General features: G+C 68.6%; 15 protein-coding genes and 1 tRNA gene. 12 read left to right on the forward strand and 4 right to left on the reverse strand.

The window, feature by feature from the left end; translation table 11 throughout:
- The first annotated feature begins 347 nt into the window (after window positions 1-347).
- From IT306_28645 to IT306_28680, 8 genes are all read left to right on the forward strand, one after another.
- Window positions 348-1,433 carry a LacI family DNA-binding transcriptional regulator gene (locus IT306_28645; protein MCC7372417.1) on the forward strand — a complete coding sequence of 362 codons (1,086 nt, stop codon included), beginning with the start codon at window positions 348-350 and terminating at the stop codon, window positions 1,431-1,433.
- A gap of 28 nt (window positions 1,434-1,461) precedes the next feature.
- Complete coding sequence (locus IT306_28650) at window positions 1,462-2,988, forward strand: extracellular solute-binding protein (GenBank protein MCC7372418.1); 1,527 nt, start codon at window positions 1,462-1,464, stop codon at window positions 2,986-2,988.
- 66 nt (window positions 2,989-3,054) lie between these two features.
- On the forward strand, window positions 3,055-4,020 hold the full coding sequence (locus IT306_28655; protein MCC7372419.1) for a sugar ABC transporter permease: 966 nt from the start codon (window positions 3,055-3,057) through the stop codon (window positions 4,018-4,020).
- Entirely contained in the window at window positions 4,013-4,909 is an 897-nt protein-coding gene (locus IT306_28660; GenBank protein ID MCC7372420.1) for a carbohydrate ABC transporter permease, read from the forward strand. Before IT306_28655 ends, IT306_28660 begins: the two co-directional genes overlap by 8 nt.
- Before the next feature lie 6 nt (window positions 4,910-4,915).
- Window positions 4,916-6,385, forward strand: a complete 1,470-nt coding sequence (locus tag IT306_28665; GenBank protein ID MCC7372421.1) for a hypothetical protein — start codon at window positions 4,916-4,918, stop codon at window positions 6,383-6,385.
- A 52-nt stretch (window positions 6,386-6,437) separates the two neighbouring features.
- Window positions 6,438-7,892 carry a glycoside hydrolase family 32 protein gene (locus IT306_28670; GenBank protein MCC7372422.1) on the forward strand — a complete coding sequence of 485 codons (1,455 nt, stop codon included), beginning with the start codon at window positions 6,438-6,440 and terminating at the stop codon, window positions 7,890-7,892.
- Window positions 7,893-7,964: 72 nt separating this feature from the next.
- Complete coding sequence (locus tag IT306_28675) at window positions 7,965-9,383, forward strand: glycoside hydrolase family 32 protein (protein MCC7372423.1); 1,419 nt, start codon at window positions 7,965-7,967, stop codon at window positions 9,381-9,383.
- Window positions 9,384-9,482: 99 nt separating this feature from the next.
- Complete coding sequence (locus IT306_28680) at window positions 9,483-10,487, forward strand: hypothetical protein (protein ID MCC7372424.1); 1,005 nt, start codon at window positions 9,483-9,485, stop codon at window positions 10,485-10,487.
- Between the two features lie 81 nt (window positions 10,488-10,568).
- Here the strand turns inward: IT306_28680 and IT306_28685 are convergent, their stop codons facing one another.
- The 3 genes from IT306_28685 to mnmA are packed head-to-tail and all read right to left on the reverse strand — an operon-like array spanning window position 10,569 to window position 13,067.
- A complete protein-coding gene (locus IT306_28685) occupies window positions 10,569-11,012 on the reverse strand; it encodes a molybdenum cofactor biosynthesis protein MoaE (GenBank protein MCC7372425.1) in 444 nt (147 codons plus the stop codon).
- 3 nt (window positions 11,013-11,015) lie between these two features.
- Window positions 11,016-11,924: an ATP-dependent sacrificial sulfur transferase LarE gene (larE, locus tag IT306_28690; protein MCC7372426.1), complete on the reverse strand. Its 909-nt coding sequence runs from the start codon at window positions 11,922-11,924 to the stop codon at window positions 11,016-11,018.
- Between the two features lie 54 nt (window positions 11,925-11,978).
- Window positions 11,979-13,067: a tRNA 2-thiouridine(34) synthase MnmA gene (gene mnmA, locus IT306_28695; protein ID MCC7372427.1), complete on the reverse strand. Its 1,089-nt coding sequence runs from the start codon at window positions 13,065-13,067 to the stop codon at window positions 11,979-11,981.
- 172 nt (window positions 13,068-13,239) lie between these two features.
- Here mnmA and IT306_28700 point away from each other — a divergent pair, with 172 nt between their 5' ends.
- The 4 genes from IT306_28700 (at window position 13,240) to IT306_28715 (ending at window position 15,015) form a co-directional block, all read left to right on the forward strand.
- Window positions 13,240-14,046 carry an SDR family oxidoreductase gene (locus IT306_28700; GenBank protein MCC7372428.1) on the forward strand — a complete coding sequence of 269 codons (807 nt, stop codon included), beginning with the start codon at window positions 13,240-13,242 and terminating at the stop codon, window positions 14,044-14,046.
- 114 nt (window positions 14,047-14,160) lie between these two features.
- Window positions 14,161-14,247 (forward strand) — tRNA-Leu (locus IT306_28705).
- 247 nt (window positions 14,248-14,494) lie between these two features.
- Window positions 14,495-14,716 (forward strand): hypothetical protein, encoded by a 222-nt coding sequence (locus tag IT306_28710; protein ID MCC7372429.1) that lies wholly within the window; start codon window positions 14,495-14,497, stop codon window positions 14,714-14,716.
- Window positions 14,707-15,015 carry a hypothetical protein gene (locus IT306_28715; protein ID MCC7372430.1) on the forward strand — a complete coding sequence of 103 codons (309 nt, stop codon included), beginning with the start codon at window positions 14,707-14,709 and terminating at the stop codon, window positions 15,013-15,015. Before IT306_28710 ends, IT306_28715 begins: the two co-directional genes overlap by 10 nt.
- Window positions 15,016-15,032: 17 nt before the next feature.
- Here the strand turns inward: IT306_28715 and IT306_28720 are convergent.
- Window positions 15,033-16,046: ABC transporter permease (locus IT306_28720; GenBank protein ID MCC7372431.1), on the reverse strand; the 1,014-nt coding region annotated here is incomplete at its 5' end.

Genomic DNA, 16,046 nt, shown 5'->3' on the forward strand with positions numbered 1-16,046 from the left:
CTGATGCTGCTACCAGTGCAATCGTATGTTGAGCGCGTCGTGCGGCGGCGTCGGGGCTTGAAAGCCCCGCCTACGATCCTGCAGTCGCTGCGCGACGCGCCAGTCGCACCAGTGCCTGCCGTTCCCGACGGCCGTCGCGCAGCGACGGAATGACTGTAGGCGGGGGTTTCAACCCCCGACCGCCCGTTCCATGATGCTTCGGGTACACCAATGAACATGCAATCGCCCTGGGCGGGCGCCGCGGAGCGGAGAGGCCGAGAAAGGTGGCCGGCCGGACCCCGTTGACAGGACGGCAAAAGGGCGGTATGCTCACGAAAACGTTTGCGGCAAACGATTGGCAGGCCACGATGCGCGCGACCATCATCGATGTGGCGCGTGAGGCCGGTGTCTCGACCACCACCGTCTCTCACGTCCTCAATGACACCCGTCCAGTCGCCGTGGCGACACGCCAGCGCGTCCTCGCGGCCATCGAGCGGCTCCACTACGAGGTCAACTCGCTCGCGCAGGGTCTCAAGCGGGATCGCAGCCATACCATCGGCCTGCTCATCACCGACATCAGCAATCCGTTCTTCACGTCGCTGGTGCGCGGCATCGAAGACGTGGCGAACGCGGCCGGCTACAGCGTCATCCTCTGCAACACCGACGAGGACCCCCGGAAAGAGCTGACCTACCTCAGCATGCTCCGGCGCAAGCGGGTCGACGCGATCCTGATGGCCCCGACCGGCACCCGTCAGCCGGCCGTCGACCGGCTCGTCGAGCTGGGGTTTCCACTGGTCTGCTTCGACCGCCCGCCGCCCGGCGCACCCTGCGACGCCGTTCTCGTGGACAACGTCCGAGGCGCCTGGGAGGCGGTGAACCATCTGGTAGAGCTGGGGCACACTCGCATCGGGGTGATCTCCGGGCTGGCCGGCGTGGGGACCACGAACGAGCGGCTGGCCGGCTTCCACCAGGCCCTTGCCGATCGCGGTATCCGCGCCGATCCGGATCTGGTGCGCCTTGGCAACTCGCGGCTCGACGGCGGGTACCGTGAGATGCTGGCCCTGCTCGACCTGCCGCGTCCGCCGTCCGCCGTCTTCTCGACGAACAACCTGATGACCATCGGCGCGCTGCTGGCGTTGCAGGCGCGGCAGGTACGTGTGCCCGACGACCTGGCCATCGTCGGCTTTGACGACTTTGACTGGGCGATTGTGCTGCGCCCACGGCTGACCTCCGTCGCCCAGCCGACCTACGAGATCGGAGCGACGGCGGCCCGGATGCTCCTGGAGCGGATCGAGGGTGGCGGCGGGAAGGAGCCTCGGCACGTGGTGCTGCCGACGCGGCTCATCGTTCGCGAGTCGTGTGGGGCGGCCCAGGGCTTCCATCCATCAGAGCTTGACGACATGTTCGGCCGGCGTCGGCTGGCCCAGGGAGACGCACCGCTCACCTTGCGGTGAGCCATTCGCCCGAAGAAGGGGAGGGATCATGACGGCCCGCGCAACGATCTCACGCCGAAGACTCCTGGCCGGTACGTTCGGGGCCACCGCCGCCGCGCTGCTGGCAGCCGCCTGCGGCAGCCCGGCAGCCGCGCCGAAGCCGGCGGAGAAGGCTGCCGAGAAGCCGGCCGAAAAGCCTGCTGAGAAGCCAGCCGCCGCCGCGCCGGCCGCTGCACCGGCAGCGGGCGCGGCCGCGCAGGGCAAGCCCAAGGGGCCGATCACCCTGCGCGCGGCGGTCAATGCGACGCAGCAGCGCGCCCAGGAACTGACGGCCTTTGCCAAGGCCTTCGCCGAGAAGAATCCGGGCGTCGCCGTCGAGTTCACGCCGATTCAGGCCCCGGACCACGATCAGTTCTTCGTCAAGCTGCTGACGGAGATGGCCAGCGGCAAGCCCACCGACCTCGTGAACGTGGCGACCGAGGGCACGCAGCTCTTCGCCGGGAAGGATCTGGCGGTCAAGCTGGACGACTTCGTCAAGGCCGATCAGGCGAGTATGCAGGAGTACTTCTCCGACGTGCATCCCTCGCTGGTCGAGGCGATGATGTACGAGGGCAGCCTCTACGAGCTGCCGGCCAACTTCAACGCCGCCAACATGTTCCTCAACCTCGACGCGCTCCAGAAGGCCGGCATCGAGCCGCCCAAGGATGACTGGACGATGGAGGATTTCCGCACCATCGGCCGGAAGCTGGCTTCCAAGAAGGATGCGACCGGCCAGCCCGAGACGTTCGGGTACGCCTGGACGAACCGTCACTGGGGCGGCTACATCCCGTGGGTCTTCGTCAACGACTCCAACCTGCTCTCGGAAGAGCGGGCGCCCGGCGGTGAATGGCTCTGGAGCACGTTCTACAAGGACGATCCATCGGGCAAGGGGCGTGGCGGCGGCTGGCGCTGGAACGCTTCCAAGGCCAACGATCCAAAGAACGTCGAAGCACTTGAGTTCCTGGTCGAGATGACCAAGGAGCGGACCGCGCTCGATCCGGCCGCCGGCGGCGGCGCGGCCCAGCAGGCGAACTTCGTGAGCGGGAAGGTCGGGATGACACCGGCTGGCGCGTTCTGGGCCTCAGGCCTGACGGCGGCCGGCATGAAGGAGGGCACGTTTGACGTGCGGCTCTTCCCGAAGTGGAAGTCCCAGCGCCACCAGTTTGGTTCGGGTGGCCTGATGGGCTTGAAGGCCTCGCCCGTCCGCGAAGAGATGTGGACGTTCATGAAGTACTGGGTCAGCAAGGAGGTCATCGGCGCGGTCATGGGCAAGCCGACGACCACGACCTCACCGCGTCGCTCGCTGATGACCGAGGACCGCATGGGCGGCATCAAGAACTGGAAGGTGTTCTACGACACCTTCGACAAGCACCCGGACACCGCGCCGATCCCGGCGCCGCCAGAGTCGAACCAGCTGGCGACCCTGATGGTCAAGTACGTCGATCTGGCGATCACTGGCGAGCGCCCGGCCAAGGCCGCCCTCGACGAGCTGCACACCGAGCTGACGAAGCTGTTCGCCGCTCGACCCAAAGCGTAGACACGACGCGGTCACACCGGGCGGGGCCGCGACACGGCCCCGCCCGGCGCATGACGGACGGACATCATGAGTACTCCCGTCGCGCGGTCCAGCGCGATGAGCATGGCATCGTCGCCGTTCGGCTGGTTCACCCAGCAGGGCATGCGGGGAATGGCCCGCCGCGAGGCGTTGACCGGCTACCTCTTCATCCTGCCGACGTATGCCGGCTTCCTGCTCTTCGTCTTCGGGCCGGTGATCGCGTCGCTCGGGCTGAGCTTCTATGACTGGGATCTCCTGGCTCAGAAGGCCCCCAGGTTCGTTGGCGCGCAGAACTTCGCCAACCTGACCCAGGACGCCCGCCTGCTGACTGCCTTTCGCAACACCCTCCTGTTCGTGGCGGGCGCGGTCGGGCTTGAGGTCTCGCTGGCCGTGATCCTGGCGGTCGCGGTGCAGAGTGTGCGCTCGCGTCCGCTCACCTACTTCCTGCGGACAGCCTTCTTCTTGCCGCTGACGCTGTCCGGAGCGGCTGTCGCCGTGGTGCTCAGCTACCTCTTCCAGCGCGAGTTCGGCGTCATCAACTACTACGTCGCGCTGCTGGGCTTCGAGCGCATCCCCTGGCTCAACTCTGCCAGCTGGTCGCTGGTGGCGGTGATCTTCGCTGCGACGTGGCGCTCGCTGGGCTTCAACTTCATCATCTTCGTCGCCGGGGTGCAGAACATCTCGCGCGATATGTACGAGGCCGCCGACATCGATGGCGCGGGGCCGCTGGCGAAGTTTTTCAACGTCACGCTGCCGCTGCTCAGCCCCACGATGCTGTTCGTGACCGTCATCGGCGTGATCGGCGCGCTCCAGGTCTTCGAGCAGCCGTTCGTCATGACGCGCGGCGGCCCTGGCGACTCTTCACGCACCGTCGTGATGATCATCTACGAGAGCGCCTTCCAGAACCTTGCCATCGGGTACGGCGCGGCCATCGCCTCGCTGCTCTTCTTGCTGATCATGGCGCTGACGGTGGTGCAGTTCTGGCTGTCGAAGCGGTGGGTGCACTATGACTGATACGCTGGCTGGCGAAGCGTCGGTCCAGACCCGTGCCGTGCGTCCGGCCTCCGGCGCCTCGCGGTGGACCGCCCTGCTGGCGCGGCAGCTGCTGGGCGCGGCGCTGGTGGTGTTGGCCTGTCTGTGGCTCGCGCCGATCGTCTGGACGATCTCGACCTCCCTGCGAACGCCGGCCCAGTCCTTCAGCCTGCCGCCGAAGTGGCTGCCAACCGATCTGGCGTTCGCGAACTACCAGATGGTGTTCGACAGCGTGCCGTTCGCCGAGATCCTGACGAACAGCGTCAAGGTCAGCCTGGCCATCGTCGTGGGGCAGCTGGTGACGGCCTCTCTGGCCGGCTACGCCTTCGCCCGGCTCAACTTCCCCGGCAAGAACGTCCTGTTCATCCTGCTGATGGCTTCGCTGATGGTGCCCGGCCAGGCGACCATCATCCCGGTCTTCCTGCTGATCAAGTGGTTCGGCCTGGCCGACACGCTCTGGTCGCTGATCCTGCCGGCCTGGGTCAGCGCGTTCGGGGTGTTCTTCATGCGGCAGGCGTTCATGCAGGTGCCGCAAGACCTGGTGGACGCCGCGAAGATCGACGGCGCGGACCAATGGCACATCTTCTCGCGGGTGTTCGTGCCGCTGTGCGCCGGTCCGCTGGCCGTCCTGGCCATCCTCTCGTTCAACACGTTCTGGAACGAGTTCTTCCGCCCGCTGATCTTCTTGAGCAGCCAGCACAACTTCACGCTGCCGCTCGGGCTGGTCACCTTGCAGGGCTACCTGGGCACCGGCAGCCTGTCGGTCGTGCTGGCGGGCGTGGTCATCTCGATGATGCCGGTCCTGCTCATCTTTGTGTTCGCCCAACGGTACGTGATCGAAGGTATCGCCCGTACGGGTGTGAAGGGGTAAATCAGCGTGTATGCACCGCCCGCCGGGATCGGCCCGGAGCTTGGCGACGTCGAGGTCTTCTCGGCCGGCGACGAGATCCACCTGTTCCATCTGACGCTGCCGAACCACGATGTCGTGCAGCACGTCGTCTCCGATGATGGCCTCTCCTGGCGTGCGCTGCCGGCCGCCATCCGGACCAGCGATCCCGGCGAGGGTCCAGACGACGACATGATCTACACCATGAGCGTCACCGAGCACGCGGGGACCTACTACATGGTCTACACCGCGCTCGGGCGGGCCGAGCAGGGCCGAATCCAGCGGATCGCCGTCGCGACCTCCACGGACCTGATCCGCTGGACCAAGCACGCTGGCAATCCGGTCGCCGAGGCCGATCGACGCTGGTACGAGGCCGAGCCGCTGCCGGGCGGGCGCGTCTCCTGGCGCGATCCGAAGCCGATCAAGGTTGGCGACACGTTCTACGCCGTCGTCTGTGGGCGCGAAGCCGAGGGGCCGTTCCTGCGGCGTGGTTGCGCCGCCCTGATGGCCTCTGACGACCTCGTCAACTGGGAAGTCCGCCCGCCGCTGTTCGCGCCGCGTCGCTACTGGGATCTGGAGTGTCCGCAGGTCTTCACCGTGGACGGGCACTACTACCTGACGGCCGGCATCATGGAGGACCGCAGCCAGCGCTACTGGCAGGCTCCCGCGTTCGAGGGGCCGTACACGATTCCGACGGACGGCGGCTTCCTGGCGCCGATGGGCCACTACGCCGGTCGCGTCTGCCGCTGGCAGGACATGGACCTGTTCTACTGCTGGCACCGCCCGATCCTCCTTCAGGGCCAGTTTGCCGACTACGACTGGCCGGCCTTTGGGACGCGGATCAACACCTACGGGCGGATCGCGCCGCCGCCGCTCCAGTTGATTCGGCGGACGGACGGCAGCCTGCGCCGCGCGAGCTTCCCCGGCTGGGAGGCGTACCGCGAAGCGCCGGCCGCGCCGTTTGAGGCCAGCAGCCGGACGGCGTTCCAGGGGCGTGCAGCGCGCGGATGGAGCGTCTCGGTGGCGGCCGGCGCGGACATGGTCACCGGCGCCCAGGATCTCGGTGATTTCCTGTTTGAGGGGACCGTCACGTTCGACGCGCCGTCGGCCGGCTTCGGGCTGCGCCTCGACGAGCGCGGCGGCGGCTACTTCGTCGAAGTCGCGCCGGGGCGGGAGGACATCTCACTCCAGAAGTGGCTGCCGCCCGTGGAGCAGCCGACCTACGCGTATCAGGAGATCCAGCGAGGATGGATGTATCACCCGGTCGAGGCCGGACGGGCGATGCCGTTCAGGCTGCTCTCGGTTGGCGCGTACCTGGAGCTGGAGCTTGACGGCGAGGTCGTGCTGGCAACGCTGTCCGGACAGCGCGTTGGCGGCGGTGTCGGACTGTGGGCCGAGAGCGGCAGCGCACACATCGAGGATGCCCGCCTCTCCCCGATGCGCCAACCTGCGAACCGCTAGCACGACGCGGCCACAGGGCGTCGATGCCCCAACGCACGAGGCAGCTTCTCTGATGAGCGACCCAACGCTGACGTACCACCTGATGCACCCGGGCGGCGACAGCTCGCCCGGCGATCCGAACGCCGCCTTCTACCTGGACGGCCTGTACCACCTGCACTACATCCTGGCACACCCATGGCAGGGCGGGAAGTCGTACAGCTTCGTCCATGTCACCAGCCCCGACATGCTTCACTGGACCTGGCAGCCGACAAAGCTCCAGCCGTCGTTCACGGGCCATGGGATGTACAGCGGGACCGGCTTCGTCACCCGCGAGGGCCGTCCCGCCGTCATCTACCACGGGCAGGGGTCTGGGCGGAACCAGATCGCGCTGGCGAAGGACCGGGCGCTCTCGGCCTGGGAGCAGCCGTACCCGGTCAACGTCAAGACGGCCGATGGCGCGGACGCCGACATCACCCACTGGGATCCCGACTGCTTCACCATCGGCGACACCTACTACGCCATCTCTGGCGGCAAGAACCCGCCACTCTTCAGGTCGACGGATCTCCAGACCTGGACGCTGGTCGGCGACTTCCTCCAGCACGACGTTCCCGACGCCGGCATCGGCGAGGATATCTCCTGCCCCAACTTCTTTCGGCTCGGCGACACGTGGATGCTGCTCTGCATCAGCCACCCGCTCGGCTGCCGCTACTACCTCGGGGACTGGGACGCCGAGGCCGAGCAGTTCGTCCCGACCTCGCACGCGCGGCTCAACTGGCGGCGCGACGATCAGCCGGTCTGGGGCGTCCACAGCCGCACCGACTACTTCGCGCCCGAGAGCGTGCTGACGCCGGACGGTCGGCGGGTGATGTGGGCCTGGATCCGGACGGCCGGGACGGATGCCGGCCTGCGTCTGCGGACGATCCAGGCGCTGCCGCGCGAGCTGGAGCTGCCCGCGGACGGCGTCCTGCGCATGCGGCCCCTCCGTGAGCTGGAATCCCTGCGGTACGAGCCACGTCAGCTCGACAACGTCGCCATCGCCGAGCCGGTGCTGGCGTTCGCCGACCCGGTGCCGCCGGTCGCTGCGCCGTCGCTCCAGCGTGTGCTGACGCTCGACGGCGAGGCCTGGGAGCTTCGCATCACGATCCCGCGTGCCGAGGCCCGGCGCAAGCTGTTCGGCGTGGTGCTCTTCTCAGATGGGGCCGGCGGCGGGCTGCCGATCGTCCTGCGGCCGGAGACGGGGACGCTGCGGGTGGGCGGGACCGATGCTCCGTTCGCCGTGGCCGATCTGCCAGACGGCGAGGATGTCGAGCTGCGGATCTTCGTGGACCGCTACATCGTCGAGGTCTTCGCCTCCGACCGGCAGGCCGTCTTCTACGCTGTGGACACACGGCCGGGGATCGGCCTGGACGCCTTTACCGTCGGCGCGCCGACCACCCTGGCGACGGTCGAGGCCTGGAAGCTGCGTCCGACCAACGCCGGCTTTCTCGACGCCCGGCAGAGCGCGATCTGGCGTCCCGATGAACGCTGACCCTGGCAGCCAGCCCGGCCAGCGGGCCGCCGCCCCAAGGCCGGCCAGCAGCCGCCCCGCCTGAGGAGTCCCATGTCCGACCGCCTCCGACCGACCTACCATTTCCAGCCGCCCGCCAACTGGATGAACGACCCGAACGGGCTGCTTCAGTGGCAGGGCCGCTACCACCTCTTCTACCAGTACAACCCCAACGGCGCGTTCCACGGCACGATCCACTGGGGCCACGCCGTCACCGACGACCTTGTCCACTGGCAGGATCTCCCGATCGCCCTCGCGCCGACGCCGGGGGGCCCGGACAAGGACGGCGTCTACTCCGGCTGCGGCTTCGACAACTACGGCACGCCGACCGTGATGTACACGGGCGTTCGGCCGCAGGTGCAGTGCATCGCGACCGCCGACGACCCGACCGATCCCGATCTGACGGCCTGGACGAAGCACGCCGCCAATCCGGTCATCCCCGATTCACCTGAGGGCATGCCCGTCGAGGGGTTCCGCGATCCGTTCATCTGGCGCGAGGTCGATGGCTGGTACTGCGTCGTCGGGTCGGGGGTGACCGGCGAGGGCGGCAACATCCTCCTCTACCGCTCCCCCGATCTGGTGGCCTGGGAGTACCTGGGTGAGCTGTGTCGCGGCGTTGAGGCCGAGACCGGCCGCATGTGGGAGTGCCCGAACTTTTTCCCGCTCGGGGGGAAGCACGTCCTGCTGATCTCGCCGATCCCGCTGCGGAAGGTGCTGTTCCTGGTCGGCGAGTACCGCGAGCATCGGTTTACGCCCGAGCGCACGGGCATCGTGGACGACGGCGGCTGCTACTACGCGCCCCAGGTGATGCTCGACGGGCAGGGGCGGCGGCTGATGTGGGGCTGGCTGCGCGAGGATCGCGATGTCGAGACCCAGAAGGCGAGCGGCTGGTCCGGCGTGATGTCGCTGCCGACCGAGCTGTCGCTGACGGCCGATGGACGGCTGGCCGTGCGACCGGTGGCGGAGGTCGAGATGCTGCGCGGCGCGCACCAGCGGCTCGAAGGCATCGAGATCCCGGATGGGCGGACCGTGCCGCTCGGTGAAGTCAGCGGCGACCGGCTGGAATTGGGCCTGACGCTCGATCCCGGCGATGCCGCCGAGGTCTGGCTGAGCGTCCTGCGCTCACCAGATGGGGCTGAGGAGACGCGCATCGTGTTCGACCGCGCAGCGGGCGAGCTGTGGGTTGACCGCGCGCGCTCGACCCTCGACAGCGTGCCGGATCGTGAGCGGCGCGGCGCGACGGTCCGGCCTGAGGCCGACGGCTCGCTGCGGCTGCGGGTGTTCGTGGATGGCTCGGTCGCGGAGGTCTTCGCGGCGGACGGCGCCAGTCTCACCAGCCGTGTCTACCCGACGCGTGCAGACAGCGTCGGGGTGTGCCTGGGCGCGCGCGGCGGCGCTGCTCGAATCCGCGACGTGGACGTCTGGGAGATGCAGCCGATCTGGGGTCCGGGCGAGCGCCGCATCCCTGAGTAGGTTGGCAGGTGCCTGCCGGCGTCGCCCTCGCGGTGAGGCCGGCCGGCTACCATGTGAGCACGCAGGCGGCCGGGCAGTGCCGGCCCCATGGGAGCAAGCGTGCAACTCATTCGTACCGACGACGTGGATGCTATCGAGCCAGGGGCGATTCTCTGCCATGACGTGCGAGACCCGGCCCAGACGCGCACCGTCGTCTTTCGCAAGGGGCGTCGGCTGGATGCCGCTGATCTCGCGCGGCTCCGCGAGCTGAACTATGGCGACGTGCACCTCCAGCTTCCCGAATCCGGCGATCTGCTGGAGGACGAAGCCGCTGGCCGGATCGCCGCGACCATCGCCGGCGCGGGCGTCCGCCTGACCGATCCACACTTCGGACAGGTCAACCTGATCGCCGAGCGGCGCGGCTGGCTGAAGGTCAACCCGCGCGGCGTCGAGGCCGTGAACCTGACGAACGGCGCGCTGCTGTTCGCCTCGTTCGGCGAGCGCGCGGCCGAGGCCGGCGACGTGGTCGGCGGCGTGAAGTGCGCGCCGCTCGTGCTGGCCGGCGCGGAGCAGACGGCCATCGAGGCGTTCTGTGCCGAGCATGGGCCGGTCATCAGCGTCGAGCCATTCCCTGCGCGGTCGGTGGCGCTGGTCGGGCTGGACCGGCTGGGCGAGACCACGCTGGATCGTGCGCGGCAGGCGCTCGGGGCGTCGGTGGCATGGTTCGGCTCACGGCTGGATCCGGTCATCATCGTGCCGGCTCGCGGCTCCGCGCCAGCCGAGGCGTATCAGCAGGCGATCCAGGCTGGTGCGGACGGGATTCTCGTGGCGGGAGCCAGCGCCACCGACCCGCTTGACGCCGCCTTTGAGGGGTTGCGGCAGGCTGGCGGGAGTGTCGATCAGATCGGCGTCCCGATCGAGCCGGGCACAGCCTGCTGGACGGGCCGGCTTGATGGTGTCCAGGTGCTCGGGCTGGCGTCCTGCGAGCTGTTCGGGCGGCCGGGCGCGGTCGATCTGCTGTTGCCGCGACTGCTGCTGGGCGAGCCGCTGACGAAGGAGCTGATCGCGCGGCTGGCGGCCGGCGGGCTGGTGGAGTCGCTGCCGGTGCACCGCCAACTGGTGTAGCGCTCGCAGCCGAGCTGGCCGCCGATCAGACGCTGGCGCGCGAGTCGTCGCCAGCATCCGTCAGCCGGCCGGCTGCGCCGCTCAGGCTTTCGGGGCGGCCAGCTCCGGCGGCGCCTGGCCCTCCCACCCGATCCACTGCTCGCCCGTCGACCAGACTTCCTTCTTCCAGATCGGCACGATCTGCTTGAGGCGGTCGATGGCGTACTGGCAGGCCTGGAACGACTCGCCCCGGTGCGGCGTGGCGATGGCGATGCCCACCGACGCCTCGCCGATCTTCAGGACGCCGGTCCGGTGAAGGATCGCCACGCGCTCGGCTCCGAACTTGACCTTGATCTCGTCCCCGATCTCGGCCAGCTTCTTCTCGGCCATCTCGGGGTACGCCTCGTACTCCAGGTGAACGACCTCGCGGCCCCGCGAGAACTTGCGGGCCACGCCGAGGAACACGCAGACCGCGCCATCGGCGTCCGAGCGGACCATCTCGCCGAGCGCCGTGGCGTCAATCGGCTCGCCAACAATCTTGAACATCGGTCAGGAGCCTCCGGAGGGCCGGCGGTCGGGCTGCTCGTGTGTGCCGCCGGCCGGCCGCTTGAGTACGTCGTTCATCGAGCCGCTGCGAAACCCTTGCAGGTCGAGCGTCACGTAGAGGAAGCCGAACGCCTTGAGCCGCTCGCTCACGAGCGCCGCGTGCTCGGCCACGAACTGGGTGAGCTGGTCGGCCGGCAGCTCGATGCGCGCCACCTGTCCGTGGTGGCGCACCCGCAGTTGACGGTAGCCCAGGTCGCGCAGCACCTGCTCTGCGTGGTCGATCTGCCGCAGCTTCTCGGGTGTGATCGCCTCGCCGTACGGCACCCGCGAAGAGAGGCAGGCCATCGCCGGCTTGTCCCAGGTTGGTACGTCGAGCAGTCGGGAGATGGCGCGGACATCCGGCTTGGTCAGGCCGGCTTCCTGGAGCGGCGCCCGCACGTCGTGCTCGTTCGCCGCCTGGAGGCCGGGGCGGTAGTCGCCCAGGTCGTCCAGGTTGAGGCCGTTCGCGACGTGACGGAAGCCCTCCTGCCGGGCCAGCTCCACGAGGTGGTCGTACAGCTCGGTCTTGCAGTGGTAGCAGCGGTTGGTGGGGTTGGCGAGGTAGTCGGGGTTCTGCAATTCCTGGGTGTAGATCACCCGGTGGGTGATCCGCAGCGATTCTGCATACTGGAGCGCCTCGTCAAGCTCGCGCTCGGCCAGGCTCTCGGAGGCCGAGGTCACGGCCAGGGCGCGATCACCGAGCACGTCGGCGGCCACTTTCGCGACCAGCGTGCTGTCCGCGCCGGCCGAGAAGGCGACGACCACGCTCTCATAGCCCCGCAGCACGTTCTGGAGATCGGCCAGCTTCTGCTCGGTGGTGCGGGGATCGGCGCGCAGGCTGATCGGCACGAACGACGGCGCGGGTGCGAGCATCTCCAGCTCTCTCTGCACGACTCTCCCCCTGCTCCCCTGCGATGGCAGACCCGGTCAGTTCTCGATGGTGCCGCCGCCGACGACGTACTCGCCGTCGTAGAACACGACCGCCTGCCCGGGCGTCACGGCCCGCTGCGGCTCGTCGAAGACGACGCGTGCCCGGCTGCCCGGCTCGGCGTAGACGGTGGCCGGCGCCAGCTCCGAACGGTAGCGGATGCGGGCGTACGTGCGGATCGGCTCGTGTGGCGCGGCGATGCGGACCCAGTTCATATCGTCCAGGGTGCACTCGGCCCGCTGGAGATCGTCCAACGTGCCGATCATCACGGTGTTGGTCGCCGCGTCGAGGCCGGTGACGTAGCGCGGCTCCTGGGCCACCATGCCGAGGCCGCGCCGCTGCCCGACGGTGTGCAGCGCGATGCCCTTGTGCGTCCCGACGCGCTGCCCGGCCGCGTCGACAATCGGCCCCTCCTGCAACGTCTCAGGCGCGTGCTTCTCGAGGAACTCGGTGTACCGCTTGTACGGCACGAAGCAGATGTCCTGGCTCTCGGGCTTCCTGGCGACGGGCAGCTTCCACTGCTCGGCCAGGGCGCGCGTCTCGGCCTTGCTCAGCGCGCCGAGCGGGAACAGCGCCCGCGCCAGCCGGTCCTGCGTCATCACGTAGAGGACGTAGGACTGATCCTTGCTCGGATCGGCGGCCTTCCGCAGCTGCCAGCGGTCGAGCGCCGCGTCGTGCTCGACGCGCACATAGTGGCCGGTGGCGACGTAGTCGGCCCCGAACTGGGCGCAGCGGGCCAGCAGCGCATCGAACTTGATGAACTGGTTGCAGCGGACGCACGGATTCGGGGTTCTGCCACGGGAGTACTCGCCGATGAAGTCCTTGACGACCTTCTCCTCGAAGATGTCGCGGAAGTTCATGACGTAGTAGCGGATGCCGAGCCGGTCGGCCACGCGGCGCGCGTCCTCGACGGCCCCCAGGGCGCAACAGGCGTCCTCGCGCGGGTTCTCCTCGGCGCCGTCGATCTCGGGCCAGAGGTTCAGGGTGATCCCCACGACATCGTAGCCCTGCTCGACGAGCAGGGCGGCCGTGACCGAGCTGTCCACCCCGCCACTCATCCCCACGATGACGCGCTTGCGCTGGCTCATAGTGCCTCGACCGACTCCCGAATCCCGACAGGTTACGTCGGAATTGTACACGGCAGTCGCCTGCGTGGATGTTTGTTCGCGCCACCGGGACGTCGGTCGTTCTGCGCGGCGGCTATCCTACGCGGCATGGCGTGAGCCGATGGTGGCGGCGCAGCGAAGGGGAGTGCAGGCGATGGAGCGGCAGGGTCGGCTCGAAGGCAGAGTGGCGTTCATCACCGGCGGCGCGCGGGGGATCGGGCTGGCGACGGCCAGGGCGTTCGTGGCTGAGGGCGCGAACGTGGTGTTGGGGGACCTCAGCGCGGAGCACCTTGCGAACGCCGTCGCGGAGCTTGGCGACAGCCGAGCCGTCGGCGTGACCATCGACACGGCCCGCGCCGAGGACGCCGACCGGCTGGTCAGCGCCGCGCTCGACCGCTGGGGGCGGCTCGACATCGCCTTCTGCGGCGCGGGCATCAACCTGCCGGTGCCGGCCGTGGACATCAAGGAAGAGGACTGGCGGCGGGTGGTGGACGTCAACCTGACGGGCGTCTTCTTGACGGCCCGTGCAGCCGGCCGGGTGATGCTGGAGCAGGGTTCGGGCGTGGTGTTGCTGGTGTCGTCGATGTACGGCAAGCGGGCGGTGCCGAATCGGCTGCCGTATGTCACGACGAAGTACGCGGTGATCGGCATGTGTGAGGCGCTGGCCGTCGAGTGGGCGCCCGTGGTCCGGGTGAACGCCCTCGCGCCGGGCTACACCGAGACGGAGGCGTTCCGCGAGCGCCAGCAGCAGCATGGCAGCAATGTCGAGCAGCTGGTTGCGCGCACGCCGATGGGCCGCCTGGGCCGCCCGGATGAGACCGCGAAGGCGGCGATGTACCTTGCGTCGGACGATGCGTCCTGGGTCACCGGCTCGACGCTGGTGATCGACGGCGGCTGGACGGCACTCGGTGCGGAGCTGCGGGCGGACCGCCCCGCCTATCCGCGGGGGGCTCGAAGATAGCTCGATGCTGGGCCGGCGCGCGGCAGGCGATCCCCCTGACCTGGGGGCCATTCTGGGGGGCATTGAGGTTGCTGCTGGCTCGCTCGGGCGTGCTATACTCTCGCTCGTTCGCTGGCCGAAGTGGCGGAACTGGCAGACGCGCTACGTTCAGGGCGTAGTGGGAGTACTCCCGTCGGGGTTCGAATCCCCGCTTCGGCACCAATGAGGCCCCGTCTATCTGGTAGACGGGGCCTCAGTCGTTGTTGACGATGCGAGATGCTGCTCATACTCAAGTCCATCCCGGAGCGCTGAGGCTGCCTGAGGGTCGCGGAGATGGTCACGTACACGTTGACGTCGGCGATGAGCGCTGCGGCCCCGGGGCGCACTCGCTGTGCCGTTCGAGACCGTTTGAGCAGCCACCGGCGATGAGCTGGATGAACTGATCTTTCCGCCGCACGCGCAGGCCGAGATGCGGCCCGATCATCTCACCCAGGAAGGCGTTTGCACCGTGGCCCGCGACCCGGACTTTGAGATCGAGCAGTCTGGCGGCCGCGTGGAGTTTCATCGCATGATGAACGATGGTCGGTTTGTCGTTGTGGTGGTCGAGTCCGATGGTGTCACGGTCGTCACCGCGTGGCAAGACGTGCGGCGCAGCCGTCGTCAGGACAGGAGGCGAGACCGATGGAGCTGAGGTACGATCCAACAGTAGACGCAGCGTCGGTCATCGTCATAGGACCAGCGGAGCCGGGCGGGGGCACGTACAAGGACCGTCTCGATCAGGGTCGCTTTGTCCGCTACCGCGAGGGCGATGGCGCGGTGCTGGAGTACGAGTTCCAATACGCCAGGCGCCACGGTGTACGTCTCGACGATCTTCCCCACCGCGAGCCATTGGCGCAACTCTTCGCCGCGGCCGGCATCCCTGAACGTGATTGGAGCGATCCGATCACTACACAAATCATCCGCACACGACGTGATCGGGCGGCCGGATAGGCATCGGCGGTCGCTGCTCAGCGGCGCACGTCGCGGCGCTTGAGCGCGATCAGCGTGACGATCAGGAAGACCAGGAACATCGCTCCGTAGCGGGCCAGCACCTTGTTCGGGTCCAGGTCGAACTGCTCGGCGTAGTCGTTGGCGACCGCCGGCCCGAACTGGTCCAGGAAGATGCCGTTGACGTCGTTCAGGTAGCCCAGGAACGACACGGTCCAGCGGCCAATGGTCATGTCGGCGACGGCCCGCGCCCCCTCGTCCGTCTGCTTGAGCGGCACCAGCGCTCCGCTCATGACTAGCTGCGGGTTGATCGCCAGCGAGTGCAGCAGCATCGCGCGGAGCGTGTTGGTGGACATCGCCGAGACCGCCAGCCCCATCCCCAGCGACACGATGCTCGTGACCAGGATCACCCCGAACCAGTCGAGCAGCATCCGCCCACCGCCGGGGATGTCGAGGCGCAACGCGACGGCCAGCACCAGGGCTGCCGACTGGAACACGGCGAACAGCCCCAGCGCCACGACTTTCGAGCAGACGTAGGGGATCAGGGCCAGGTTGACGAGCCGTTCGCGAGCGTAGATGGCGCTCTCCTCCGCGATCGAGCGCGCCGCCACAAACGACCCCAGGAAGATCGCCGTGGCCGCCACCACGTAGATCAGCGAGATCGCCTGGCTGATGTCGCCGTTCTCCAGCGTGCGGTCGAACGGGTGCTTGTCGAAGGTCGATCCCATCACCAGCCCGATCAGCGGGGCGGCAGCCAGCAGCATGCCCAGCGCGACGCGGTCGCCCTTGAGGACGGCGAGGTAGCGGAGGGTGAGCCAGAAGAGCTGTGGGAGCCAGCCCGGGCCGGCTCGGGAGGGGCGGGCGTTGGCCGGCGCCCGGGCCGGATCACGCGCCAGCGGCGATGTGTCTGGCGGGGCGAAAGCCGCGCGATCCTGGCGCTGGGCGACGTGGCGGGCGAACGGCTCCGAGGCGAGGAAGCGAGCGGCGGCCTGCTCCGGGACGCCGTCCGGGTCGAGCAGACGGTAGATGTCCAC

This window comes from Chloroflexota bacterium (assembly GCA_020850535.1).
GTDB lineage: Bacteria > Chloroflexota > UBA6077 > UBA6077 > JACCZL01 > JADZEM01.